This is a genomic window from Yeosuana aromativorans, from assembly GCF_014646655.1.
GTDB lineage: Bacteria > Bacteroidota > Bacteroidia > Flavobacteriales > Flavobacteriaceae > Yeosuana > Yeosuana aromativorans.
Genome location: NZ_BMNR01000005.1, coordinates 283675 through 308818, shown reverse-complemented (window position 1 = coordinate 308818; position 25144 = coordinate 283675). Strand labels below are relative to the sequence as shown.

The 25144-nt window shown below is 35.3% G+C and carries 25 protein-coding genes; 14 read left to right on the top strand and 11 right to left on the bottom strand.

Going from position 1 to position 25144, the window contains the following annotated elements:
- Window positions 1-56: 56 nt before the first annotated feature.
- The 3 genes from IEW94_RS12730 (at window position 57) to IEW94_RS12720 (ending at window position 3216) form a co-directional block, all read left to right on the top strand.
- Window positions 57-2060, top strand: a complete 2004-nt coding sequence (locus IEW94_RS12730; protein ID WP_188653636.1) for an alpha-ketoacid dehydrogenase subunit alpha/beta — start codon at window positions 57-59, stop codon at window positions 2058-2060.
- Between the two features lie 138 nt (window positions 2061-2198).
- Window positions 2199-2678: an Hsp20/alpha crystallin family protein gene (locus tag IEW94_RS12725; protein ID WP_188653634.1), complete on the top strand. Its 480-nt coding sequence runs from the start codon at window positions 2199-2201 to the stop codon at window positions 2676-2678.
- Window positions 2679-2799: 121 nt separating this feature from the next.
- Window positions 2800-3216 carry a 3D domain-containing protein gene (locus tag IEW94_RS12720; RefSeq protein ID WP_229669522.1) on the top strand — a complete coding sequence of 139 codons (417 nt, stop codon included), beginning with the start codon at window positions 2800-2802 and terminating at the stop codon, window positions 3214-3216.
- A gap of 74 nt (window positions 3217-3290) precedes the next feature.
- On the opposite strand, the gene IEW94_RS16985 is transcribed toward IEW94_RS12720, so the two are convergent.
- Entirely contained in the window at window positions 3291-3425 is a 135-nt protein-coding gene (locus IEW94_RS16985; RefSeq protein WP_262890543.1) for a hypothetical protein, read from the bottom strand.
- Window positions 3426-4100: 675 nt separating this feature from the next.
- On the opposite strand from IEW94_RS16985, the gene IEW94_RS12715 reads away from it, so the two are divergent.
- A complete protein-coding gene (locus IEW94_RS12715; protein WP_188653632.1) occupies window positions 4101-4775 on the top strand; it encodes a hypothetical protein in 675 nt (224 codons plus the stop codon).
- Between the two features lie 8 nt (window positions 4776-4783).
- Here IEW94_RS12715 and mgrA read toward each other — a convergent pair whose 3' ends face one another.
- Window positions 4784-5797 carry an L-glyceraldehyde 3-phosphate reductase gene (mgrA, locus tag IEW94_RS12710; protein WP_188653630.1) on the bottom strand — a complete coding sequence of 338 codons (1014 nt, stop codon included), beginning with the start codon at window positions 5795-5797 and terminating at the stop codon, window positions 4784-4786.
- Window positions 5798-5955: 158 nt separating this feature from the next.
- On the opposite strand from mgrA, the gene IEW94_RS12705 reads away from it, so the two are divergent.
- The 7 genes from IEW94_RS12705 to IEW94_RS12675 all read left to right on the top strand — a co-directional run bounded on the left by IEW94_RS12705 (window position 5956) and on the right by IEW94_RS12675 (window position 12793).
- Window positions 5956-7506: a DEAD/DEAH box helicase gene (locus IEW94_RS12705; protein WP_188653628.1), complete on the top strand. Its 1551-nt coding sequence runs from the start codon at window positions 5956-5958 to the stop codon at window positions 7504-7506.
- Between the two features lie 189 nt (window positions 7507-7695).
- A complete protein-coding gene (locus IEW94_RS12700; protein ID WP_188653626.1) occupies window positions 7696-8145 on the top strand; it encodes a cold-shock protein in 450 nt (149 codons plus the stop codon).
- Window positions 8146-8178: 33 nt separating this feature from the next.
- The gene (gene ppk2, locus IEW94_RS12695) at window positions 8179-8925 is read left to right on the top strand and encodes a polyphosphate kinase 2 (RefSeq protein WP_188653624.1); all 747 of its coding nucleotides are present in this window, start codon (window positions 8179-8181) and stop codon (window positions 8923-8925) included.
- A 56-nt stretch (window positions 8926-8981) separates the two neighbouring features.
- On the top strand, window positions 8982-9896 hold the full coding sequence (locus IEW94_RS12690) for an EamA family transporter (protein ID WP_188653622.1): 915 nt from the start codon (window positions 8982-8984) through the stop codon (window positions 9894-9896).
- Between the two features lie 100 nt (window positions 9897-9996).
- On the top strand, window positions 9997-10884 hold the full coding sequence (locus IEW94_RS12685) for a carbon-nitrogen hydrolase (protein ID WP_188653621.1): 888 nt from the start codon (window positions 9997-9999) through the stop codon (window positions 10882-10884).
- Entirely contained in the window at window positions 10884-11912 is a 1029-nt protein-coding gene (locus tag IEW94_RS12680; protein ID WP_188653619.1) for an agmatine deiminase family protein, read from the top strand. The genes IEW94_RS12685 and IEW94_RS12680 overlap by 1 nt, the downstream gene beginning before the upstream one ends.
- Window positions 11913-11944: 32 nt before the next feature.
- Window positions 11945-12793, top strand: a complete 849-nt coding sequence (locus IEW94_RS12675) for a DMT family transporter (RefSeq protein WP_229669521.1) — start codon at window positions 11945-11947, stop codon at window positions 12791-12793.
- Here the strand turns inward: IEW94_RS12675 and IEW94_RS12670 are convergent.
- The gene (locus IEW94_RS12670; RefSeq protein ID WP_188653617.1) at window positions 12782-14512 is read right to left on the bottom strand and encodes an APC family permease; all 1731 of its coding nucleotides are present in this window, start codon (window positions 14510-14512) and stop codon (window positions 12782-12784) included. The genes IEW94_RS12675 and IEW94_RS12670 overlap by 12 nt on opposite strands.
- Window positions 14513-14614: 102 nt before the next feature.
- Between IEW94_RS12670 and IEW94_RS12665 the strand changes: the two genes are divergently transcribed.
- A complete protein-coding gene (locus IEW94_RS12665; protein ID WP_188653615.1) occupies window positions 14615-15313 on the top strand; it encodes a DUF1003 domain-containing protein in 699 nt (232 codons plus the stop codon).
- A 17-nt stretch (window positions 15314-15330) separates the two neighbouring features.
- Here IEW94_RS12665 and IEW94_RS12660 read toward each other — a convergent pair whose 3' ends face one another.
- From IEW94_RS12660 to IEW94_RS12625, 8 genes are read right to left on the bottom strand one after another with little or no spacing between them, the layout of a single operon-like run.
- Window positions 15331-16452, bottom strand: a complete 1122-nt coding sequence (locus tag IEW94_RS12660) for an ABC transporter permease (protein ID WP_188653613.1) — start codon at window positions 16450-16452, stop codon at window positions 15331-15333.
- The gene (locus tag IEW94_RS12655; RefSeq protein WP_188653611.1) at window positions 16452-17558 is read right to left on the bottom strand and encodes an ABC transporter permease; all 1107 of its coding nucleotides are present in this window, start codon (window positions 17556-17558) and stop codon (window positions 16452-16454) included. The genes IEW94_RS12660 and IEW94_RS12655 overlap by 1 nt, the downstream gene beginning before the upstream one ends.
- The gene (locus IEW94_RS12650; protein WP_188653609.1) at window positions 17555-18277 is read right to left on the bottom strand and encodes an ABC transporter ATP-binding protein; all 723 of its coding nucleotides are present in this window, start codon (window positions 18275-18277) and stop codon (window positions 17555-17557) included. The genes IEW94_RS12655 and IEW94_RS12650 overlap by 4 nt, the downstream gene beginning before the upstream one ends.
- A gap of 4 nt (window positions 18278-18281) precedes the next feature.
- On the bottom strand, window positions 18282-19184 hold the full coding sequence (locus IEW94_RS12645) for an ABC transporter ATP-binding protein (protein WP_188653607.1): 903 nt from the start codon (window positions 19182-19184) through the stop codon (window positions 18282-18284).
- Window positions 19185-19190: 6 nt separating this feature from the next.
- Window positions 19191-19652, bottom strand: coding sequence for an OsmC family protein (locus IEW94_RS12640; RefSeq protein WP_188653605.1), 462 nt, complete (start codon window positions 19650-19652; stop codon window positions 19191-19193).
- Window positions 19653-19682: 30 nt separating this feature from the next.
- A complete protein-coding gene (locus tag IEW94_RS12635; protein ID WP_188653603.1) occupies window positions 19683-20576 on the bottom strand; it encodes an HlyD family secretion protein in 894 nt (297 codons plus the stop codon).
- A gap of 3 nt (window positions 20577-20579) precedes the next feature.
- Window positions 20580-21872, bottom strand: coding sequence for a TolC family protein (locus tag IEW94_RS12630; protein WP_229669520.1), 1293 nt, complete (start codon window positions 21870-21872; stop codon window positions 20580-20582).
- Window positions 21835-22446 (bottom strand): TetR/AcrR family transcriptional regulator, encoded by a 612-nt coding sequence (locus tag IEW94_RS12625; protein ID WP_188653600.1) that lies wholly within the window; start codon window positions 22444-22446, stop codon window positions 21835-21837. Before IEW94_RS12625 ends, IEW94_RS12630 begins: the two co-directional genes overlap by 38 nt.
- 229 nt (window positions 22447-22675) lie before the next feature.
- Here IEW94_RS12625 and IEW94_RS12620 point away from each other — a divergent pair, with 229 nt between their 5' ends.
- Both IEW94_RS12620 and IEW94_RS12615 read left to right on the top strand, forming a co-directional pair.
- Window positions 22676-24445 (top strand): TrkH family potassium uptake protein, encoded by a 1770-nt coding sequence (locus IEW94_RS12620; RefSeq protein WP_229669519.1) that lies wholly within the window; start codon window positions 22676-22678, stop codon window positions 24443-24445.
- Window positions 24446-24452: 7 nt separating this feature from the next.
- Window positions 24453-25136 carry a potassium channel family protein gene (locus IEW94_RS12615; protein WP_188653598.1) on the top strand — a complete coding sequence of 228 codons (684 nt, stop codon included), beginning with the start codon at window positions 24453-24455 and terminating at the stop codon, window positions 25134-25136.
- Window positions 25137-25144 lie beyond the last annotated feature (8 nt).

Sequence of the window (25144 nt, the reverse complement as noted above, 5' to 3'; positions counted from 1 at the left end):
TTTTACTACAAATAATCAATTTGTGGTATATTTGAGTCAGTTTGAAAATCCAGAATATGAGTTCTCCAATCGCGTTACACACAATACAGTATAACACTCAAGATATTGATAATGATACCTTAATACTGCTGTATAAAAATCTTTTAAAACCTAGATTGATAGAGGAAAAAATGCTTGTTTTATTGCGTCAAGGAAAAATAAGCAAATGGTTTTCAGGCATTGGTCAAGAAGCTATTTCTGTTGGTGTTACCATGGCGATGAACATGGATGAATATATTTTGCCCATGCACCGTAATTTGGGAGTATTCACAACTAGGGAGATTCCGCTCTCCAGATTATTTGCACAATGGCAAGGAAAAGCGTCTGGATTTACAAAAGGTCGTGACCGGTCATTTCATTTTGGTACACAAGAATTCAAAATCATTGGTATGATTTCCCATTTGGGACCTCAACTTGGCGTAGCTGACGGCATTGCTCTAGCCAGTAATTTAAAAAATAAAAATCAAGTGACAGCTGTGTTTTCTGGTGAAGGCGGAACTAGTGAAGGTGATTTTCATGAAGCGTTGAATGTTGCATCTGTATGGCAGCTGCCCGTCCTGTTTTGTATAGAGAATAACGGATATGGGCTGTCTACACCAACAAATGAACAATATCGTTGTGAACATATTGCCGATAAAGGTATTGGATATGGCATGGAAAGCCATATTATTGACGGCAATAATATTCTTGAAGTTTTTACAAGGGTAACAGCCATTGCGGACAGTATGCGGCAATCACCAAGACCTATTTTATTGGAATTTAAAACCTTTAGAATGCGTGGCCATGAAGAAGCCAGTGGTACTAAATACATTCCGCAGGAGCTTATGGATACTTGGGCATCTAAAGACCCGGTTATAAATTTCCAAACTTTTTTAAAGGATCAAGGGGTCTTGAATGAATCGTTAGAGATAGCTATTAAGGAAGATATAATAAGCGAAATCAATACACATTTAAAGATTGCTTTTGATGAAGACGATATTGTTCCTGATAAAACAAACGAATTAAATGATGTATATAAATCATTTGAATATCAGGAAATTGAAAAAAAACCAGAAACAAACCAATTACGATTGATAGATGCTATTTCTGATGGGTTGAAGCAAAGCATGGAGCGTCATCATGATCTGGTTATCATGGGACAAGATATTGCAGAATACGGAGGGGCTTTTAAAATAACCGAAGGATTTGTTAAACAATTTGGCAAAGAACGTGTTAGAAATACGCCCATTTGTGAATCGGCAATTGTAGAAGTTGCCATGGGGCTTTCCATTGCAGGGATGAAAAGTGTTGTTGAAATGCAATTTGCGGATTTTGTATCCTCAGGGTTTAATCCCATTGTAAATTATTTGGCAAAATCACATTACAGGTGGGGACAACAAGCCGATGTTGTTATCAGAATGCCTTGTGGTGCCGGTGTTGGCGCTGGACCATTTCATTCACAAACTAATGAAGCCTGGTTTACCAAAACACCCGGATTAAAAGTGGTGTATCCTGCGTTTCCATATGATGCTAAAGGGTTATTGGCAACAGCTATCAATGACCCAAACCCTGTTTTATTTTTTGAGCATAAAGGATTGTATAGAAGCATTCGCCAAGAGGTTCCAATAGATTATTACACCTTACCATTTGGTAAAGCTTCTGTACTAAGGAAAGGAGATGATGTAACCATTATTAGTTATGGGGCAGCAGTGCATTGGGCATTAGAAACATTAGATAATAATTTGGACATACAAGCCGATGTCATAGATTTGCGAACTCTGCAGCCGTTGGACACAGAAACCATTTATACCTCGGTTAAAAAAACAGGTCGTGCCATAATTCTACAGGAAGATTCGTTGTTTGGAGGTATTGGCAGTGACATTTCGGCACTTATCATGGAACATTGTTTTGAATATTTAGATGCTCCTGTAAAACGCGTTGCCAGTTTGGAAACACCGATACCGTTTTTAAAACAATTGGAAGAACAATATCTTCCTAAGAACACATTTGAATCGGAATTAAAAAGTTTATTGGAATATTAAGTTAAACACTTGTTAACTAGTGTCTTAATCTGAAAAAATGTCAGATTGAACTGAAAAAAATTCAGGTGTTTTTAATTGGTATTTTATTTGCATAATATCAATTAAAAATTGAATGTTTAACTTTTAAAATATTTAGTTATGAGCACTTTAATTCCAACAATTAAAAACGGTAACAAAAGAAACCATGACTATAATTTAGCTTCGTTACCAAGCTTACCTTCATGGTTTGATGATTTTCTAGGTAAAAGTTTTGGAAATGAATTTATGTCTAATTTCAATACTGGTATAACTTTACCAGCGGTAAATGTCATTGATGGCGCCAATGAATTTGTGGTAGAAATGGCAGTTCCTGGATTAGATAAATCTGATTTTGATATCAATGTGGATAATAATCTATTGTCAATAGGTGTTGAAAAGGAAACAGAACAAAATGAGGATACTGAAAATTACACACGTAGGGAATTTGGATATTCTTCGTTCAAGCGTACGTTCTCAATACCAGAATCTGTTGATACTGATAAAATTTCAGCATCCTATAAAGATGGTATCATGAAGATTATGCTTCCAAAACGAGATGAAGCCAAGAAAAAACCACTTAAGAATATTAAAATCTCTTAAAAAAAGAAATTTTAAAAAAAAGAGAGCTAAAAACTCTCTTTTTTTTATCATATCCCGAAGTAGAATCTTGGAGATTTCTTTTTCGATTAAAATTGTATCTTTAAATTTAAAATTCTTCAACATGAACATGAGGCTTTATATATTATGTGTTATTTTGTTGACTTTTAGTTGTAAGGACAAACATGATGAATTTGAGCGAAATTATACCTGGCATACCATTAAAGTAACCGCAACGGCATACAATTCGCTTAAAAGTCAAACAGATTCCAATCCAAGTATTACCGCATTTGGTGATAGTTTAAAACCGGGTATGAAATACATAGCCGTGTCAAGTGATTTATTGAAGAAAGGCTTAAAATACAATACACCTGTTAAAATAAAAGGATTTGAAGGCGTCTATTTTGTGAAGGACAAAATGCACAGCCGTAAAAGAAACCATATAGATATTTATATGGGCATAGATGTCAAAGCAGCAAAAGATTGGGGGTGGAAAAAGATTTATATTGATTACGGGGTGCCAAAAGATACACTACAATAAAAAAAGTCTAGAAATTGGTTTCTAGACTCGATTAATTTTTTAGCTGCATGTTCTTGTAAGTTTTAAGTTAAAGGTTAATGAGCATACCGTTTAGATCCTACCCATAGAGCTTCAATGGAGTTATTGAAGTTTATGATTCGTTTGTTCACAGAAAAATTTTCTGTAGTTAAGCGGTTTATTCGTTTTGATATGTTGTTGATTGTTCTCATTGTTTTTTGATTGATGATGGTTTTAAAGACGCTACTTATCTGTAACGTCTTTTGCTGTTCCAATTGTAACTTTTAGCAGGACTCAAGGTTCCTGAAAATTCATTGCTGTTTAAAGTTCTCATAATAGTTTATTTTTTGATTGTTGAATAATTTGTAATTAAAAAGTTATCTGTAACGTCTTTTTGTGTTCCAATTGTAACTTTTAGATGTACTTAAAGTTCCTGATAATTCATTGCTGTTTAAAGTTTTCATGATTGTTTGTTTTTTTTGATTGATGATTATTTTTTTGTGATACTTATCTAAAGCGTCTTTTACAATTCCAAAGATGGCTTTTAGAATTTTTTAATGATTCTGTTAATTTGTTACTGTCTAATGTTCTCATGGTTTCTATGTTTTTGATTGTTTTATACTTTATAGACGACCAAGAATTAAATTTGTTACAGTACTATGTATAACATAATAATAAATTAACAATTTTTAACATATTTATGATGAAACAAATAGGAGAGGAGTTAGCAAATCACCAATAACAACAAATAATAGGAACGGTTTTTGTTAAATGAATCAAAAAACATGTACAGAGTATAGAACTACTTGTGATAATAAAATATCTTTGGTCAATAAACCATTAAAAATAAATTGGCCTTAGAATCGTTTATGTAATTTTTAAAGGAAATGAAATTTAATTTTATATACTATATATTTATCTTGATTTCAATAGCAGCTCATGCACAAATTGATAGTCAAAATAAATCCAGATCTATTCCAGCAGTAGAAAGCAAGAAAGATTCCGCCGATACGTTTAAACTGCTTCCTTCAAAACCAAACCAAAACAACTCATTTAACGGAATGACCATTCCTAAGTCCAATTCAAATGTAAACGAGCCAAAAAAGGAATTCTCTATGTTTGGAGAAACCTTTGGCAATCCAGGAGAATTGTATGAAAAGCAAGTCAATAAAAATTTAGAAAGCACAAAACTATCTCCACAAGAGGTTGAACAACGTAATGGCAGTACAACCGATCAGTATTTCGGTGATTTTAAAAGCAATTCTAAATTTGTAAATGTTGTCTATCGTGATTTTGGCGAAGTTGATGGCGATTTAATTCAGGTTCGATTAAATGATGACGTAATTCAATCCAGTGTCTATTTAACTGGCGGGTTTAAAGGCATAAAACTCAACTTGCAAAAAGGATTCAATAAAATAGATTTTGTAGCCTTAAACCAAGGAGAATCTGGGCCAAATACGGCAGAGTTCCAAGTAGTTGATGACATGGGCAACTTAGTATCTTCAAACAGATGGAATTTGGCAACAGGAGTTAAAGCCACCATTATTATAGTAAAAGAATAGCCAATAAATTAAGATATTATCGTTTCAATCTGTTTTAATTCTTCTGGACTGAATTCCAAATTATCTATGGATTGAACATTTTCAATCAATTGCCTGGCAGAACTAGCACCAATCAGTACCGATGCAACTTGTGGCTGTCTTAAAATCCATGCAATAGCCATTTGTGATAGTTTTTGCCCACGTTGTTGTGCTATAGATGATAACTGCTTTACTTTCTCTAGATTTGAATGAACCGTTTCCACATCCAAATAGGTGAAATCTTTAGCGGCTCTGGAATCTTTTGGAATGCCATTCAGGTATTTGTCCGTAAGCATACCCTGTGCTAATGGAGAAAAAGCAATACAGCCAACGCCGTTTTGTTCCAAGGTGCTTAAAAGCCCATCCTCAACCCAACGATCTAACATGGAATAGCGTGCTTGATGCAGTATAAAAGGAACATTCAAACGCTTGAGAATATCTGCTGCTTGCTGGGTTTCTTCAGGTTGATAGTTGGATATGCCAACATACAACGCCTTGCCTTGCCTAACAATATCTGCCAAAGCTCCCATGGTTTCCTCTAAAGGTGTATCCGGATCTGGCCTATGATGGTAAAAAATATCTACATAATCCAATCCCATGCGTTTTAGGCTTTGATCCAAACTGGCGATTAAATATTTTCTGGAGCCAAAATTTCCATAGGGACCGGGCCACATATCATATCCCGCTTTTGATGCTATAAAAAGTTCATCTCTATACGGTTTAAAATCAGCTTTAAAAATAGTGCCAAAATTCTCTTCTGCTGATCCGAAAGGCGGTCCGTAATTATTGGCCAAGTCAAAATGCGTGATTCCCAAATCAAATGCACATCGCAACACTTCACGTGCATTATGGATATTGTCAACAAAACCAAAGTTATGCCATAAACCCAATGATATAGCGGGCAAAAGCACGCCGCTTTTACCGGATCGGTTATACACCATGTGTCCGTATCTGTCAGTTGCCGCTATATATGATTTTGTTTTGCTTTTGTCGTTTATGTCCATGATTTTTTAATGGTTTTGACTGTAAAAATAGGAATTATTTTACCCACTATAATGAAATCATCATATAGTTTTATTTGAATTTTATTAAAAAATTAAAAGCAATCATTCGTCAAAAACCCTTTAAAGGTGTTATTTTTGCACCCTGTCAAGATTAAGGGATGTCAAAAAAATCAGATTTAGAAGATCGTAAAGTAGGTAAGGATTTATATAGTTACCAAAAAGGGGCTATTAGCAAAATATTTAAACGTTTTGAAGAAGCGCCAGATGACTATCATTTGCTCTATCAGTTACCAACAGGCGGTGGTAAGACCGTCATATTTTCTGAAATTGTTAGACAGTATTTAAAACATCACAATAAGAAGGTATTAGTAATGACGCACCGCATTGAGCTTTGCAAGCAAACCTCAGCGGTTCTTACTGAGTTTGGGGTTGTCAATAAAGTGGTGGATAGCAAAGCCAATTTGAGCGACCAAGGCGAGTACAGCTGCTTTGTGGCTATGGTGGAAACTTTGAACAATCGCTTGAATGACGATAAATTGGATATTTCTGATATTGGTTTGGTAATCATTGATGAAGCCCATTATAATTCGTTTACTAAACTGTTTAAATTTTTTAGTAAGTCTTTCATCCTTGGGGTAACTGCAACACCTTTAAGTTCTAATATTGAATTGCCAATGACCGACAATTATGATGAATTGATTGTTGGTGAAAGCATTGAGTCATTAATACAAAACGGGTTTTTGGCTCGTGCGGAAATGTTTACCTATAATGTTGGTTTAACTTCCTTAGTTGTTGGTGCCAATGGTGATTATACAGTCAAATCATCAGAGGATTTGTATACTGATAACGACATGCTTACCAAACTTTTGAATGCATATGAAGAACGTTCAAAAGGCAAAAAAACACTGATTTTCAATAATGGTATCAATACATCCTTGCATGTCTATGACACGTTTAGAGCTGCTGGATATCCAATTGCGCACTTAGACAATACCAACACCAAAAAAGAACGGGCACTTATCTTAAAGTGGTTTAAAAAAACACCCGATGCCATTTTAACATCTGTCAGTATATTAACCACAGGATTTGATGAACCAACCGTGGAAAGTATTATTTTGAACCGAGCAACCAAATCCCTAACCTTGTATTATCAAATGATAGGTCGTGGTTCCAGGATCTTGAAAAACAAAAAAACATTTGATGTTATTGATTTGGGTAACAATTTCCATCGTTTTGGACCGTGGGGTGATAATTTAGATTGGCAACGCATATTTAGGTCTCCTAACTATTATTTAGACTCCTTATTAAGTGATGAAGAGCTTGAGAGCAATTTTAGGTATGAAATGCCCGATGAATTGCGCGCAGAGTTTTCAAAATCTGAAGATGTGACCTTTAATGTTCATGAAACCTACGTGGATTCCATTAGAAATGGGGAATCCTCTAAAGTGGTTTTAGAACGTTCCATTGCGCAACATGCCAAAATATGCATAGAAAACAGTGAAGATGTCTATGATGCGTTGGCGTTGGCTAAAAAACTGGGTGATGATATTGATTTCAGGATTAATCGTTACACAAAATGCATCAGCAAAAGTACCTTTAACTTTGTGGAATGGCTTAAAGGGGAATATCGAAAAAAATTGAATGCCTATCTAAGGGCAAACTTTGATGAAATTTTTGAATCCATACACGGATATGCTCCTAAAGATTAAGGATTTCATATTTACACTCTTATTTTTTATTTTTTCATACATAAAAATTACATTACCTTTACGCAATAAGCAAGTTAAGGCAATTTTTATACAATTTTCAATACCAAAGAGTTTCTTGTACAAGATTTTAATAAAAATTACATTATCTTCAATTAATCACAGTAACTTAAAAACAGGAAATAATCAGTAATGGCAAAATCACAAGTCACATTTAACAAAATTGAAAAAGAAAAAAAGCGTCTAAAGAAAAGAGAGGAAAAACAAAAGAAAAAAGAAGCTAGAAAAGCAGAGGCCAAAGAAAACCCACAAGGTATTCAATTTGCTTATGTAGATTACAATGGTAATTTAACGGACACCCCGCCAGATCCTTCCATGAAAGTAAAAGTGGAAGCAGAAAGCATAGAGATAGGCATTCCCAAAAAAGAAGAACGAGAAGAAGAGGATCCTACAAGAAAAGGGAAAGTATCCTTTTTTGATTCTTCAAAAGGATTTGGTTTCATCATTGATGCAGAAAACCAAGAAAAATATTTTGTTCATGTAAGTGGCTTGCTTGAAGATATTCAGGAAAACGATAAAGTTCAGTATGAACTGGAACGTGGGCAAAAAGGCATGAATGCGGTTCGCGTGAAAAAGGTCTAGAAGATTCCCCATCAATTATAAATAGTTTAAAAAGTGGCTTTACACCTGCTGGAGCAAGACGAAGAGTATCTTAATTTACAAACCGAATTGGTTTGGTTACAGCAACATATCAAAGAAACCAATCAACGTGTACTTATTTTATTTGAAGGGCGCGATACAGCCGGAAAAGGTGGTGCTATTATGCGGTTCATTCGTTTTTTAAATCCAAGGCTTTTTAAAGTAGTAGCTCTTTCAAAACCAACCGAAAGAGAGGCTGGTCAGTGGTATTTCCAACGCTATATAGAACATTTGCCCGGACCAGGAGAAATCGTGCTTTTTGATAGAAGCTGGTACAATAGGGCGGTTGTGGAGCCCGTAATGGGATTTTGCTCCAAAAAGCAATATAACTTATTTAATAGACAAGTCGTTTCTTTAGAAAAAATGTTGGTTCAAGACGGTATTCACTTATTTAAATTTTGGTTTTCCATTGATGCTGAAGAACAAAAGCGGCGATTGGAAGAACGTGTGCATAATCCATTGAAGCAATGGAAATTGAGCAGTGTGGATGTTGAGGCGCAATCAAAATGGAAAGAGTTCACGTTTTATAAAGAAGCTATGTTTAAAAAAACAGCCAAACCACATGCGCCTTGGATTGTTGTTAAAGGTAATGAACGTGATGTTGCTAGAAAGGAAGTAATGCGCTATGTTGTTAATAAATTGGAGTATAATAAAAAAGGACAAACAGGCGAACGCTTATCATTGGACACTACTATTGTAACGGAACTTTTCAATAATGTTTAGAGTGTCACCAAGCAGGTTGTTCCAATTATTTTATCGATTTTTTTGAAATTATAAATATGAGCGCTTCTCGCAAAACCATATTGATTGTGTTGGCCTTTTTTGCAATTTATGTTATTTGGGGCTCAACCTATCTACTGAATAAAATTGCCGTAACAGACTTACCGCCATTTAAATTGGCCTCCATTCGTTTTGTCAGTGCAGGTTTGATTATATTTTTGATTGCAAAACTCATGCGAATCAGTTTAGCTATTACGTTGTCCCAGCTTAAAAACACGATCATTGCAGGGTTTTTATTTCTCAGTTTTGGCAATGGCGTTGTTGTTTGGGCATTAAAATATGTTGATAGTGGATTTGCCGCTTTGGAAATATCGGCTCAACCGTTGGTAGTCCTGATTATGATGCGACTGCTCCATGGCAAAAAAATACAACCCATGTCCATAGTTGGTATCGTTTTGGGTGTAATAGGAATTTATCTTTTGGTTAGTCAAAAACAAATCATCAATAATGAAGGAAGCATCATTGGTATGCTAATGATATTTGTTTGTATGCTCAGTTGGTCCTATGGCAGTTTGTTTGTTGGCAAAGCAGATTTACCCTCTAATTACTTTGTCAACACAGGATACCAAATGCTAACGGGAGGCATCATGTTGGCAATAGCTAGCTTTTGTTTTGGCGAAACATGGTCCTCACCATTAAATTGGTCGCCCAAGGTACAAGGATCCATGCTTTTGCTCATCTTTTTTGGAAGTATCATAGCATTTACGTCATTTAATTATTTGCTAAAGGTTGTATCGCCAGAAAAAGTAGCAACGTCAACCTATGTAAACCCTATTATAGCGTTGTTTCTAGGATGGTATTTTCTGGAAGAGCGCATCACAACACAATCTGTAATTGCTACGGTTATATTGCTTACAGGCGTTTACTTTATTAATACCACAAGAACATCCTTCAGGAGAACTAAAGTGGTTTGATGGTATTATAAACTAGACATAGGGTGCTTGTTTGTAAAATCCTTAAAAATTTGTGGCTCTCACATCTAAATACTTATTTTTGTATACCTAAACATACAACATGGGACAAAGAACATACAAAATTGCTGTTATTCAGCTTAATTTAAATGATAAGCCAGAAAACAACTTGAAAAAATGTTTGAGTTGGGTAAAAGATGCTGCTAAAATGGGAGCCGAAGTCATTTCGTTGCCAGAGCTTTACAGCAGTCATTATTTTTGCCAAAGCGAAGATGTTGACAATTTTGCTTATGCCGAGCCGCTTTATAGTACATCATTTAACGCCTTTAGTGATTTAGCCAAGGAATTGGGCGTTGTGATTGTGGTGCCATTTTTTGAAAAACGAATGGCTGGTATTTACCATAACAGTGCTTACATTTTAGATACGGATGGTTCAGAGGCTGGTTTGTACCGCAAGATGCACATTCCTGATGATCCTCATTTTTATGAGAAGTTTTATTTTACACCAGGCGATTTAGGCTTTAAAAGCAATAAAACCAAAAAGGGGAATATTGGTGTATTAATTTGTTGGGATCAATGGTATCCAGAAGCAGCCAGATTAACGGCGTTAAAAGGAGCCGACGTGTTGTTTTATCCCACAGCTATTGGTTGGCACCCCAAGGAAAAAGCAGAATATGGTGTTAATCAATATGGCGCTTGGATTAATGTCATGAAAGGGCACGCAGTGGCCAATGGTGTGTATGTGGCAGCAGCCAACCGCATTGGATTGGAACAATATTTACCTAATACAGATGGCATTGAATTTTGGGGAGCCTCATTTATTGCAGGTCCTCAAGGTGAAATCTTGGCGCAGGCTTCCCATGATAAAGAAGAAATTTTAATTGCTGAAGTGGACTTGGATTTACAGGAAAATGTGCGTCAAAATTGGCCGTTTTTCAGGGATAGGCGAGTAGATGCTTTTGGCGACATCACTAAACGGGCTATAGATTAATGAGACGGTTTCCAGCAGAATGGGAAAAGCAACAAGGTATCTTTCTTTGTTTTCCACATAATGGTAAGGATTGGCCCGGAAAATACGGAGCCATTCAATGGGCTTTTGTGGAATTTATTAAAAAAGTAGCTAGTATTGAAACCGTTTTTTTAGTAGTTGCTGATGATAAGCTAAAAAAGAAAGTTCATGACATGTTGGTTACGGCGCATGTGAATATTTCAAACATATCATTCATTATTCATAAGACCAATAGGAGCTGGATGCGTGATTCTGGCCCCATCATTGTTAAAAATGGAACGAAACGAGAGGCATTAAACTTCAATTTTAATGGCTGGGCTAAGTACACCAACTTTCAGTTGGATAAGCATGTTCCTTCAAAAGTAGCGAATCACTTAAACATTCCTTTAGTCCAAGTGATGTATAAAGGCAAACCCGTGGTTTTGGAAGGTGGTGCTATAGATGTGAATGGAACAGGCACCTTATTAACTTCAGAAGAATGCTTATTGCATCCAACTATACAGGTTAGAAATAGTGGTTTTACAAAAGCAGATTACGAAGCCGTTTTTAAGGAATATCTTGGTGTTACCAATGTGATTTGGCTTGGTGACGGTATAATTGGTGATGATACCCATGGACATATAGATGATTTATGTCGTTTTGTAAATGAAGACACCATTATTACGGTTGTTGAAACTGACAAAAAAAGTGCCAACTATAAAGCGTTGCAAGATAATTTCAAGCGACTTAAAACGTCGGTATTAGAAACCGGTAAGTCACCTAATATTGTTGAATTACCCATGCCTAAAAAACTGGAATTTGATGGTGTTACCATTCCAGCAAGCTATGCTAATTTCTTGATCATTAACAACTACGTATTAGTGCCAACCTTTAACGATGTTCATGATAGAATGGCTTTAAATATTATTGCGGATTGTTTTCCAAATAGGGAAATCATTGGGATAAGTGCCATTGATTTAATATGGGGCTTTGGTACCTTACATTGTTTAAGTCAGCAAATCCCTGAATAAATTCTTAAAACTTAAAGCATAAAATCCATCTATTGGAAATAAAAAAAGCCATAAAATACATGATTTTAAGTACTATGGCTTTTGCGTGCATGAATGCTACGGTAAAGTACTTGGTAAATGTCAATGCCTTTCAAATTGTATTTTTCAGGTCGGCAAGTTCTTTATTTTTTACCTTTGGATTTCTTTTAAAAAACAAGATTCCTATTTTAGGAAACAACCGAAAACTATTGGTGTTACGGGGTTTGGTTGGTGTAAGTTCCATGACCTTGTTTTTTATGTCCATCAAATACTTATCGGTTGGTACCGCTGTATCATTACGTTACATAGCTCCAATTTTTGCGGCTATTTTTGCTGTTTTATTTTTAAAGGAAAAAATTAAGCCTATCCAATGGCTGTTCTTTCTCATGGCTTTTTCAGGCGTATTAGTATTAAAAGGATTGGATAGAAATGTTAGCACTTATGGCCTCGTGTTGGTCTTAATGGCATCTGTTTTGAGTGGTTTTGTATTTGTTATTATTAGCAAAATTGGAAAGCGTGACCACCCGGTTGTCATTGTCAATTATTTTATGGTCATTGCTACCATGGTGGGCGGTTTGTTATCCATTGGAAACTGGACAACGCCCAATGGCGTGGAATGGATTTTCCTGTTCAGTTTAGGTGTATTTGGTTATTTTGGTCAGATATACATGACCAAGGCTTTTCAAACGGCAGCTACTAGCCAAGTGGCTCCATTAAAATATATTGAGGTTATTTTTACCTTATTGCTTGGAATATTCTGGTTTGGTGAAGTTTACACCTTCTGGAGTATCCTAGGAATAGCCCTGATTATCGGCGGATTGATTTTAAATGTTTGGTACAAGGAAAAGAAGCTAAATAATTAACCGTACTTCTCCTAGTTCATGTAATTTGTATGGAAATTTGTTTCCCGGATGTCCTATAAACATAAAATTAACGGGGATATTCCAACGCTTGGATAATTCCTTAATTTTTTCAGGACCAAAGTTGCCCGCTTCTTCTATAAATTCAATGACAACTTTTGGATAGGCTCTGTCCAATACCTCAATATCAGTTTTAAGTCTATCGGTTACTTTTTCCCCTTTGCTAATGATATTAACTATTTTTAACCGTCTGGTTTCTTCATTTGCCGAAATATATTGCAGTACTTTATTAATGCCTTCTACATTGTCTCCTTTAGTAAAAAACACAAATTCTTGGGAATTGATTTTCCGTATGGCTACATTTATTTTGCGTTTTGTTTTTTGAAAAAACAGTTTGTCTGAAGGTGTTATATAGTCTAGAAACAGTAAAATTCCTTTTAAAATTGGTGTACGGTAAAGCATAAACCCAACCACTAAAATGGTGGGAACCAGATATTCCAAAAAGATGGCCAAATATCCAGGATTTAAAATAACATTCCCTAATAAAGCTAAAAATATGCCTATGATAGCAATTAATACTGCTGGATAACTGGCTGTTTCAGGACGAGGCAATCGACTTCTTTTAATTTTCAAAAGTAGATTTCCTACTCCAAATAGAGCCATGACACCCAAAAACGCAATGGTGTAAACGCCAGCTAATGCTTTTAGATCGCCTTTAGTGATTAACAATACTGAAACGGCCAAAAAGAAAAACGTAATAAAAATTAAGTAAGAACTTCCTCTTTTGTTCTTTATTAATAGCTCTTTAGGTAAAATCCTATCCAAGGCCATACGTTCCACCAAACCACCAACACCCACATACGATGTTAAAACAGCACCACTTAGCACTAAGGCAGCATCAATGGAAACTACATAGGATAACCAATTGCCGCCTGTTAAATTCCCCATAAATGACAATAGGGTTTCCTCGTTCGCATTAATTGTGGATAACGGTATGATAGACAAAGCTAAAAATGCTAATAGCGGATTAAAAATGGTAACAATAATCCACATGTTTTTTAGGGTTTTTGGAAAGACGCCCTTTTTTTGTTCCTCTACGTAATTAGCCGAACTTTCAAATCCACTAATGCCCAGCATGGCCGCCGCAAATCCAAAAAACAGAGCCGTTGCTATACTGCCTTCAATGGGAGATTTAAAGTTGCTGATTAAAACATCAAATCCATTACTAAACAGAAAATATATACAGAAAGCGCATAGGATAACGAGTGAGGTTAAATGAAATAAGAAGATAGCAATAGCTACCTTTGAAGATTCACCAATACCTAAAATGACCAGTCCCATAAAAACCAACAACAATGCAATTGTTGCATACACAATAGGTATTTCATGCCATAGACTGTGTGCATATTTGATGGCTTCACTAGCCGAAATAACCGCCGTTGCCATGTATGAAAGCACTGTTAACGATGCGGCAAAGGAGGCCGTTGATTTTTTGGTTGTGTTCAGTAAGGCATTATAAGCACCTCCATTTAACGGTAATGCACCAACCACTTCGCCGTAAATCCTTCGGAATAAAAATAGGATCAATGATACCATCAATAATGAAATCCATGCATACTGTCCAGCATACACTATGGCAAGTGCAGATACATACAAACATGATGAACTGATATCATTTCCACAAATGGCAGTCGCTTCAAGTTCATTAAGTTTTTTCTTCATTGCAAGTTTTTGTAAAGCAAGTATTTCAAAAGTATTTGTAATTAATCAATATTACAAATTGAGATGGATTTAATTGTACTTTTATAATAAAAATCTTTTATAATGAAAACATTTATAAGTGAAATTTCAAAAAATGAGTTTCAGTACAGTGAAAGGGTTTTAGCAAAATCAATTAGAAAATCCATTTTTGAATTGATCAAGAAAGACCACCCTGATTTTAATTTAAAAAGTGCTATTTCAATTTCGGAACTGAATCAATATAGACAAAAATATATTGCCAATTATTTAATTGATGAAGTAGGCGAGTTGAGTGTTTTAGAACAAGATGTTTTAAAAACAATTGAAAACGAAGAAGTTATCAATAAAAAAGAACCAATTGATAATAATAATTTTACATTTGGACAACGTTTAGCTGATAACATAGCTTCGTTTGGTGGAAGTTGGTCGTTTATTATTTTGTTTGGTCTTTTTATTTTAATTTGGATTTCATCAAATGTCTATTTTCTTTTAAATAAGGGGTTTGATCCGTACCCATTTATTCTTTTAAATCTTATTTTGTCATGTTTGGCTGCATTACAAGCACCAGTTATTATGATGAGCCAAAACAGGCAAGAAGAGAAAGACAGAGAGCGTTCCAAACAAGATTATATGGTCAACCTAAAATCCGAACTTGAAATTAGAATGCTCCATGAAAAAATTGATCATTTAATTATTCATCAGCAACAGGAACTATTGAATATTCAACAAGTGCAAGTTGAAATGATGGAAGATATTATGAAACAAATCCGTGTAAAAAAATAAATTTAAAAGATTTATTACTAAGTTGTCTTTCTATACTTCCAAACTGCCAATCCGTTCATTACAAAGGCATAAAGAAGGGTTTTTAATAGTTGTGGTAAGATATCGTTTAATAACGAGCCCTTTAACATGACCATTCGCATCACTTCAACAAAATATTTTATGGGGTTGAATTCCGTAATTAATTGAGCCCATTTTGGCATACTCTCTATAGGGGTGAACAAACCACTCATCAAAATGAATATGACCATGAAAAACCACGATATAAACATAGCTTGCTGTTGCGTATCGGTGAAATTTGATATAAAAAGACCGATGCCTAAAATGACCAAAATATAGATTGATGTGTATAAATACATCAAACCAAGATTGCCCACAATGGGTACATTAAACACAAACTTGGCAATTATCAACCCGATACTTAAAATAGCTAACCCTAGAACCCAAAACGGGAATAACTTCCCAATAATGAATTCTCTCTTTCTAATGGGCGTTACATTTATTTGTTCTAAAGTCCCTATTTCTTTTTCACGAACAATGTTCATTCCTGACAAAAACAGGGTAATCATGGTTACCAGTAACACCAATATACCCGGCACCATGTAAGTTTTATAATTTAGGGTTTTATTATACCAAAACGATGGAATGGTTAGGATGTTAACAGGCTTTGACAATGCATTAGTTGGCTGAAATACGTTCAACTGAATGGCTTTGTTAAACCGTTGCAGGATTTGTGTAATGTAGACATTTTCAACACCCGCGGCTGCACCGTCAATAGCGTTGATTGTTACGCCTAATGGTATGTTTTTTCCTTTTACCAAATTACGCTCAAAATGATTGGGTATTTCCAAAACAACATCTACATCTCCTTTTAGCATGGCTGATTGCGCTTTGTTTTCCGAGGGAAAATCTGTAACAACATTAAAATACGTTGAGGCATCAAATTGTTCTATCAGTGCTCTTGATGTTGGAGTATGGTCATGGTCAATATATGAGAATTTGATATTTTTAATATCAAAAGTTGCGGCATTGGACAGAATAAGAAGTTGTACAATGGGCATGACAAAAATAATGGGGAGCATGCCTTTGTTCCTGAAGATTTGCTTAAACTCTTTTTGTATGATAAAACCCAATATCTTCATTATTCCAATCGTATTTTATATTTTTTAATGCTTAATGCTATAAAAAACACCGTCATTCCCAATAGTATAAGAGTTTCCTTCCAAATAAATGAAAAGCCAACACCTTTTAGCATAATGGCTTTCAAAATAATAATAAACCATTTGGCAGGAATGATGTTGCTGATTATTTGCAACACAAGCGGCATACTGGAAATAGGAAAAATAAACCCGGATAATATGATTACGGGCAGCATAAGCCCCATAAGCGATATCATCATGGCGGTTTGTTGGGTTGCCGCTATAGTTGATATCAAAATGCCCAAAGCCAAAGCCGTAACAATAAACAAAACCGTTTCAAACGCCAGTAAAATTAAGCTTCCTTGTATAGGCATTTTAAAAACAAAGAGGCTTAATAGAATTATAACCGTAGCGTTGATCACCGAAAGCGCAATGTAAGGCACTACTTTACCGGCAATAACCTGTAATGGTTTTAATGGCGACACCAAAATGACTTCCATGGTTCCCAATTCTTTTTCGCGGGTTATGGAAATGGAGGTCATCATGGCGGATACCAACATCAAAATAACTGTCATAATTCCCGGTACAAACATGAATACACTCTTTAGTTCTGGATTATAAACCATACGGGTTTGTGGAATAATTTGATACCCTTTGTCTATTCCTTTATTTAATTCCTTAACCTGCGATTGAATGATGGCATTGACATAATTGGATATGGTATTCGCCGTATTGGGGTCTGTTGCATCTGTGATAATCTGAACGGTGGCTTGTCCATTTTTTATCAAATGTTGATTGAAGTCTTTTTCAAAACTAATCACTGCTTTGGTTTGCCCTTTTTTAAATACCGATTCAATATCGTTTTCTTGTTGAATAAAGGCATTGATGCTAAAGTATTTTGAAGCCGAAATGTTATCAATTATTTTTTTTGTGGTAACGTCTTTAGAATGGTCTAAAATAGCAATGTTAACATTGTTGATTTCATTGGTAATGGCAAATCCAAAAAGCAAAATTTGAACGATGGGCATACCAAATAAAATAAACAAGGAACGCCGATCCCTTAGAATATGGTAAAACTCTTTTTTTATAAATCCTAAAAACAACTTCATCCTCTGGCTAATTTTAAAAACACATCGTTCATACTGTGGGCACTAAATTGTTTTTTGAGATTTTTTGGCGTATCCAACGCTTCAATATTCCCATTGACCATAATGGAAACGCGGTCACAATATTCAGCTTCATCCATATAATGGGTGGTTACAAAAATGGTCGTTCCCTGATTGGCCGTTTTATAGATCATTTCCCAAAACTGACGTCTGGTTATGGGGTCAACGCCTCCTGTGGGTTCATCAAGAAACACTATTTTCGGATTGTGTAATAGTGCAACCGAAAAGGCTAGTTTTTGTTTCCATCCCAAGGGCAACGAGCCAACCATATTGTTTGCAATATCCTCAAGTCCCAATTCCTCAATGAGTTGTTGGGTTTTTATTTTTATTTTGGCGCGTGATAATCCATAAATACCTCCATAAAACGTAATGTTTTCCTTAACTGTTAAATCGTCATACAAAGCAAATTTTTGGCTCATGTAGCCAATATTCTTTTTGATGGATTCGGCTTCTGTAAACACATCAAAACCTGCAACGGTAGCTTTGCCCGATGTTGGATGTGAAATTCCAATGAGCATTTTCATGGCGGTTGTTTTTCCAGCTCCGTTGGCACCCAAAAATCCAAAAATCTCGCCTTTTTTTACATGGAACGATATGGAATCCACAGCCGTAAAGGCTCCAAATTTTTTTGTTAAACTCTCAACTTCTATAACACGTTCCATTACATTATTTTGCTAAGGCCATAAACGTGTCCTCTATGGTAGGTTTTGCAATTTCAATTGTAATATCGTTAAGCCCGATATTTTTCAAATAGTGTTGCAATTCATCTATATCAAATACATCTCTAGTATCTGTATAGTGCACAAATTCACCAAACGGATAGACACTATGCGCATGCTCATAGGTCTTTAGACTTTCAATGAGCTTATACATATTGTTGGCGCTTAAATTGTAAATGGTTTTTGTAAAATGTTTCACTATTGCTTCTGGAGAATCAATCTCAAGGATTTTTCCATCTTGAATAAAGGCAATTCGGTCACACAGTGAGGCTTCATCCATATAAGGCGTGGAGACTAAAATAGTGATGCCCTTTTGCTGCAATCGTTTTAACATATCCCAGAATTCTTTTCTGGATACAGGATCCACACCAGTTGTGGGTTCGTCTAAAAACAAAACCTCTGGTTTATGAATCAACGCACAGCATAAAGCCAATTTTTGTTTCATACCACCTGATAATTTTCCTGCTCTTCTGGTTTTAAACGGTTCAATTTGTTTGTAAATGTCTTCAATTAAGTGATAGTTTTCTTTAATGGTTGTTTTGAAAATTGTGGCAAAAAACTCCAGGTTTTCTTCAACCGTTAAGTCTTGGTACAATGAAAACTTACCCGGCATGTAACCTACACAATTTCGAATGGTTTTATAATCTTTTACAACATCATGTCCAGCTACGGAAGCTTGGCCAGAATCTGCAATCAATAAGGTTGCCAATATTCTGAATAAGGTTGTCTTGCCTGCACCATCAGGACCAATAAGACCAAATATTTCTCCTTTTTTCACTTCAAAAGAGACGTCTTGAAGAGCCCTGATGTCTTTGTATGACTTATTGATATGACTAACCGAAATACTCAATGTGTCTTAATTTTGAACGATGATTTTTGGTTCCATGGTTACTTTTGATGTAATGGAATTGGAGATCAAACACGCTTTTTCTGATTTTTCCAAAATCCGTAAAGCACGATCCCGCTGGCTTTCTTCGGAAATAGTAACCTCAGGAAACAGTAATACTTCGGTCATCACAAATTTTCCATCCACTTTATCCAAAACACCTTTGGCACCACATTTAAAACTTACGAATTCAAATTTTGAATATTCAGCAACTGCCAAAAAAGTAGTCATTAAGCAACTGCTAACGGCTGCAGTGAACAAATGTTCTGGCGACCAAATATTGGGCATACCACTTGAAAACTGTGGTGGTGTAGCAACTTCAATGCAGTTCATGTCGTTATTATCTGCTTTGTGCAATTCTGGTGAACACATCATTCCTTTTCGGTCTTGTGTCCAAGCTATGTTCACATTATAAATATGTTTGTCTTCCATAATACTGGTATTTTAATTATTTAGAGTTATTTAATTGTCAATCCACATTTCAGCTGGCATGCCTATTTTAAGGGCACCGTCATTTTTAACGTCGATTTTTACGGCATACACCAAAGCAACGCGTTCTTCTTTTGTTTGAATGATTTTGGGTGTAAATTCAGCTTCCGAAGCAATCCATGTAATAGTTCCCTTATAGGATTTTATGGATGTATCTGTATCAATTTTAACGGTAACCTCTTGACCAATTTTAATATTGGCAAGTTGGGTTTCGCTAATGTAAACGCGCAATTGCATGGTGTTTAAATCAGCTATTTTGTACAATGGCTTGCCAAATGATGTGATTTCTTTAGGTTCTGCATATTTTACTAAAACAGTTCCTTGAATGGGGTTGATGATTTTGCTTTTTTGGATCTGGTCTTCAATTTGTTTGATTTGAATATCAATGTTTTTCAATTCATTGACAATTGGTGTGTTTTGGGTTTCTATGCTGATTATTTTTTGGTTTAAAACATCAATTTCACCATTGATGTCATCCAGTTGTTTTTGGGTCGCTGCGTTATCCTTTAATAAATTTTCAATGCGTTCTCGGTTCTTTTTAGCAGTCTCCAACTGTGCTCTTAAAACACTGATTTGCGACAAAACACCTTTTGATTTTGATATGGTTGTGGTTTTTGAAACGTCTAATTGCTCGCGTTTTAAGGATAACGGAATGGTGTCAATATACCCAACAAAAGCATCTTTTTCAAGTAGTTGGCCTTCCTGTATATTGAATGCTTCTAGTTTTCCGTTGTTCTCAGCAGAAACCATAATTTCTGTGGCTTCAAAATTGCCATAGCCATCAGCTCTGTCATTGCTGTTACCACAAGATAAAAGGGTAGTGGATACGATGCTTAAAATGGATATAATGTGTATGTGTGTCTTCATGGTTTATTGTCCTTTAGTGATGTTGTAATTGGCTTTTACAAGTAATAACTGTATGGTATGTGTTTTTAAATTGGTTTCATCTTCAAATAAATTGGTCAATTCCGTAATGTAAGCAGAAGCGGTAATCACGCCGTTTTTTAATTGTGATTCTGCGGCTTTTAAAACGCCTTGCCTTAACTTGATGATTTGGTTATCGGTTGCAATCAACTCGTTTATTTTTTGCATGTCTGATTCTTGTTGTCTCAGCTCCATGTTGGTTTTTAAATTAAAAACCTCTGTTTCTGTATCAATAATATCGTTTTTTACCAAAAGGGATTGCCGTTCTTTTTTGTTTGAATTCCAATCAAAAACCTTCCAGTTCAATTGCAATCCAACGGTATAAAATCCTTGAAACGAATTATCCAACATGTTCAAACCTGGATTGCCATAACCGCCTGTTGCAAATCCTGAAAGTTTGGGATAATTATTTTTGGAAAGCAGTTGTTCATTTGCTTGTATTTGTTCTTTTTTAAGTTGGAACAATTCCAATTCTGGACGGGAAATACCTGCTTGCAAAGGTGCAGTAAGCTCAGGATTCTCTAAGGATATTTTTGGGTTTAAGTCAGATCCAGTGAGTAATGATAAGGTTTCAAATAAACTGTTTTTGTTATAGTTATTATCTAAAAGCTGTTGTTGGATTTTTATTAATTCGGCCTCGAGCACTTTATCCGATGCCGGTAAAACTGTGCCATATTCTATCCCAGATTTCACCTCTTTAATACGAGTTGTTAGCTGTTCTTGTTTGGCCTCTAGCAAAGCGTTTTTTTCTTGCAACAATAGAATGGAAAAATAGATTTGGTTAACCTGTTTTTTAAGTTGGTACAAACTCACTTCAACTTGTTTTTGTTGGGTTTTTAAGTTTGTTTTTTGGGCATTTAATGACGCTTCAATGCGATTGCCATTGTAAATCAATTGATTAATGGTTGCGGTAGCTCGATATTGATCCTTGTTTAATGGCTCAATTCCCATATTGGGTATGGGTACTTGCGTAACTTCTGACTGATAAGTGGCCTGTGCAGCCAAACTGAGTTGTGGCAAAGCTTGGGTCTTGATAGCCTCTAAATCATAAGCGTTTTGATTTTCTAACAAGGATTGCTGTTTTGCCAATGGATAATTTTTATCAACCAGCTGGTAGCAATCTTCCAATGATAGTTGCTCTTGGGCAAATGCACTAAATGATAGAAGCAAAGTAATATAAATAACACTGTATTTCATGACATCATGCTTTAATGGAGTTGATGATAAATTGAGCGACATGTGTTTTTCGTTCTTCAACCAATACCTTAAATTGAGCGTCATCGATATTGCCAATAGCTTTGAGTAATGGAGCCCCAATAAAAGGAAAGACACTTAATGATAAAATATTGATAAACAGTTGCTCTGCTTTAATCGGTTTTATATGTTTTTTGTTCACTTCATCATCCACTTGTTTTTTAAAGGTTTCTAAATTTGGAAACCCTATGTTCCCTTTCATGTTCAATATAAATTCCGGGTTTCTGTTAATTTCCTGAATCACAAAATTTGGCAAGTAAGGATGTTTGCTGATGAACGAAATATAATTGCTTGTAAAGTTTTTGATTTTATCCTCTAAGGAAGATTCATCATTCAATATTTTGTTTAGTTGCGGAGCCAACAGAGAAAAGGCACTTTTAAAAACGGCTTCAAAAAGCAATTGTTTGCTTCTGTAATAATAATGGAGCAAGGCTTTGTTAATTCCAGCTTCATCAGCTATTTCTTGCATCCTGGCCCCATCCATACCTTTACGCTGAAAGACACTTTTTGCAGCTTGTAATATATTCTGTTCCGTGTTTTGGTCTTTGGGTGTTTTCATTATTAACTAATTAGTTTAACCAAATGGTTAACAAAAGTATTAATTATGAAAATATGTTGAATAAAACTGATGTTAAAAAAAAGTTAAAATAATTTATAGACTAGATTTTAATAGCTTAAAATGAACAAATTGGTAGATGGATAGTTGCGTGTGTATTAATATTTTTTATTGAAAACTTGAAGCATTTGCTGTATAAAACTTATTTTTACAAAAAAATTACTTTATTACGTTGGGAATAACTAAAATATCGTTTCAATTTGTTTTAAAACAATTGTATCGATTGGTTTTTATACTGAGCTTACTAGGACTCTTTCTTTTTATATTTGATTACGGTTTTGAGCAATCACCGGGAGTGCAACGCGTGCTGAATGCCTGTTATTTTGTAATATTATTACTGGGAGTATTAACTTCTGTATTGCGGTATACCACAAAGGAAAAGAAAATCAAAAACAGTGTATTGGCATTTGATATTGTGAGTATTTTTATCACCTTGCTTGTTTTGTACATTCATTTCTTTTCTGAAGAAGCCCATCACCATCTCTCATTTTTGTACAATGATAATTGGGTAAAGTTTGTTATCATACTGACCTTTACCCGTGAATTTTCTGAACAGAACATTAATTTTAAGCGAACGGTCTTAAACCCGGCACAGTTATTTATTATAAGTTTCTTGTCAATCATTTTAGCTGGTGCCTTTTTGCTCATGTTGCCTAATGCAACGTATACTGATATTTCATTTTTAAACGCCTTGTTTACTTCAACCAGCGCTGTCTGTGTGACTGGATTGATAGTGGTAGACACAGGTAGCTACTTTACCTTGTTTGGCCAAACTATTATTTTGTGTTTGATACAGATAGGGGGCTTGGGTATTTTAACATTTGCCAGTTATTTCAGTTATTTTTTTAAAGGTGGATCAACCTATGAAAACCAGCTGACATTAAGCGATGTTACTGGTGATAAACTAGGTGAGGTATTCTCTACCTTAAAAAGGATTCTGGCCATTACCTTTTTTATTGAATTAACATCGGCCATATTGATATTTACCAGTTTAAATAAAGCACTGTTTGAATCGTTTTCAGAACGCTTGTTCTTTTCGGTTTTCCATTCCATATCGGCATTTTGTAACGCAGGTTTTTCAACACTGCCAAACAATCTATATGAGGAGGGTTTTAAATATAATTATTACCTACAAACTGTTATTGTGCTGACCTTGATTTTGGGCGGATTGGGCTTCCCAATTGTAGTTAACATTTTAAAGTATCTAAAGTATTACTTTACTAAGCGGTTATTTTATTTCGGACACAAAAAGAAAGAATATATCCCATGGGTTCTCAACCTAAACAGCCGGATTGCATTGGTAACTACCATATCATTAACCGTATTTGGTACAATTATTTTTTATATTAATGAATACAACAATACGCTAGCAACCCATCACGGATTTGGTAAATTCATAACAGCCTTATTTGGAGCGGCCACACCTAGAACGGCTGGGTTTAACACAATAGATATGTCAGCTTTAAACTTTTCCACTATCATGATGATTTTTCTATTGATGTGGGTTGGGGCATCTCCAGCATCTACCGGTGGTGGTATAAAAACCAATACCTTTGCAGTAGCTATCTTAAACTTTATTAGCTTAGCACGAGGAAAGGCAAAAATTGAAATATTCCGACGTGAAATAGCCGATGTCTCCGTTAGAAGGGCTTTTGCGGTCATTGCTTTGTCCTTATTGGTAATAGGCTTGGCTGTCATGCTCATTTCAATTTTTGATAGCGACAAGAGCTTGTTAAACATTGCTTTTGAATGTTTTTCGGCCTATAGTACGGTTGGTTTAAGTCTTGGTATCACAGCAAAACTAAGTGCGTTGAGCAAATTGGTTATCATAGTTGTCATGTTTGTGGGAAGGGTTAGTATGTTGTCTATATTGATTGCTGTATTCAAAAAAGTAAAACAACAAAACTATCGATATCCAAAAGAGGAAATTACAATAAATTAAAGAAAAGATGAAATATATCATTGTTGGTTTAGGGAATTTTGGAGCCTCATTGGCCAAAAAATTGACGGAAAAAGGAAATGAAGTCATTGGTATTGATACCGATATGAACCGTGTTGATGTCTACAAAGAAAAAATATCACACACCATTTGTATGGATGCCACCGATGAATTTACCGTGTCTGGATTGCCCTTGGCAGATACCGATATGGTTATTATTGCCATTGGGGAAAATAAAGGTGCCAATGTCATGGCCACAGCGTTGTTTAAAAATTTTCAGGTTAAGCGGTTAATTAGCAGGGCCATTGAGCCTTTGCATGAAAAAGTATTGCACGCTATTGGTGTGGATGAAATTGTGCACCCCGAAGAGGAATCAGCAGAACGATGGGCAAAAAAGCTGTGTTTAAAAGGTGTTGTGGATTCGTTTGAGTTGAGTGATGACTATAGTATTGTTGAGGTTAATTTACCAGAAAAATACGCCGGTAAAACCATTAAGGAAATCGGCATTCGTGAGAATTACAACTTGTTGGTATTGACCACCATATCCAATAGCGAAGAAAAAAGCATCATAGGCAAAACTAGAAACATTACAAAAGTACAAGGTTTGGCACATCCTAACGATATGTTGAATGTTGATGATATTCTAGTGGTTTATGGTTCCAACGATCATATCAAGAAATTTCTTAAAAAGTAAACGCTTGG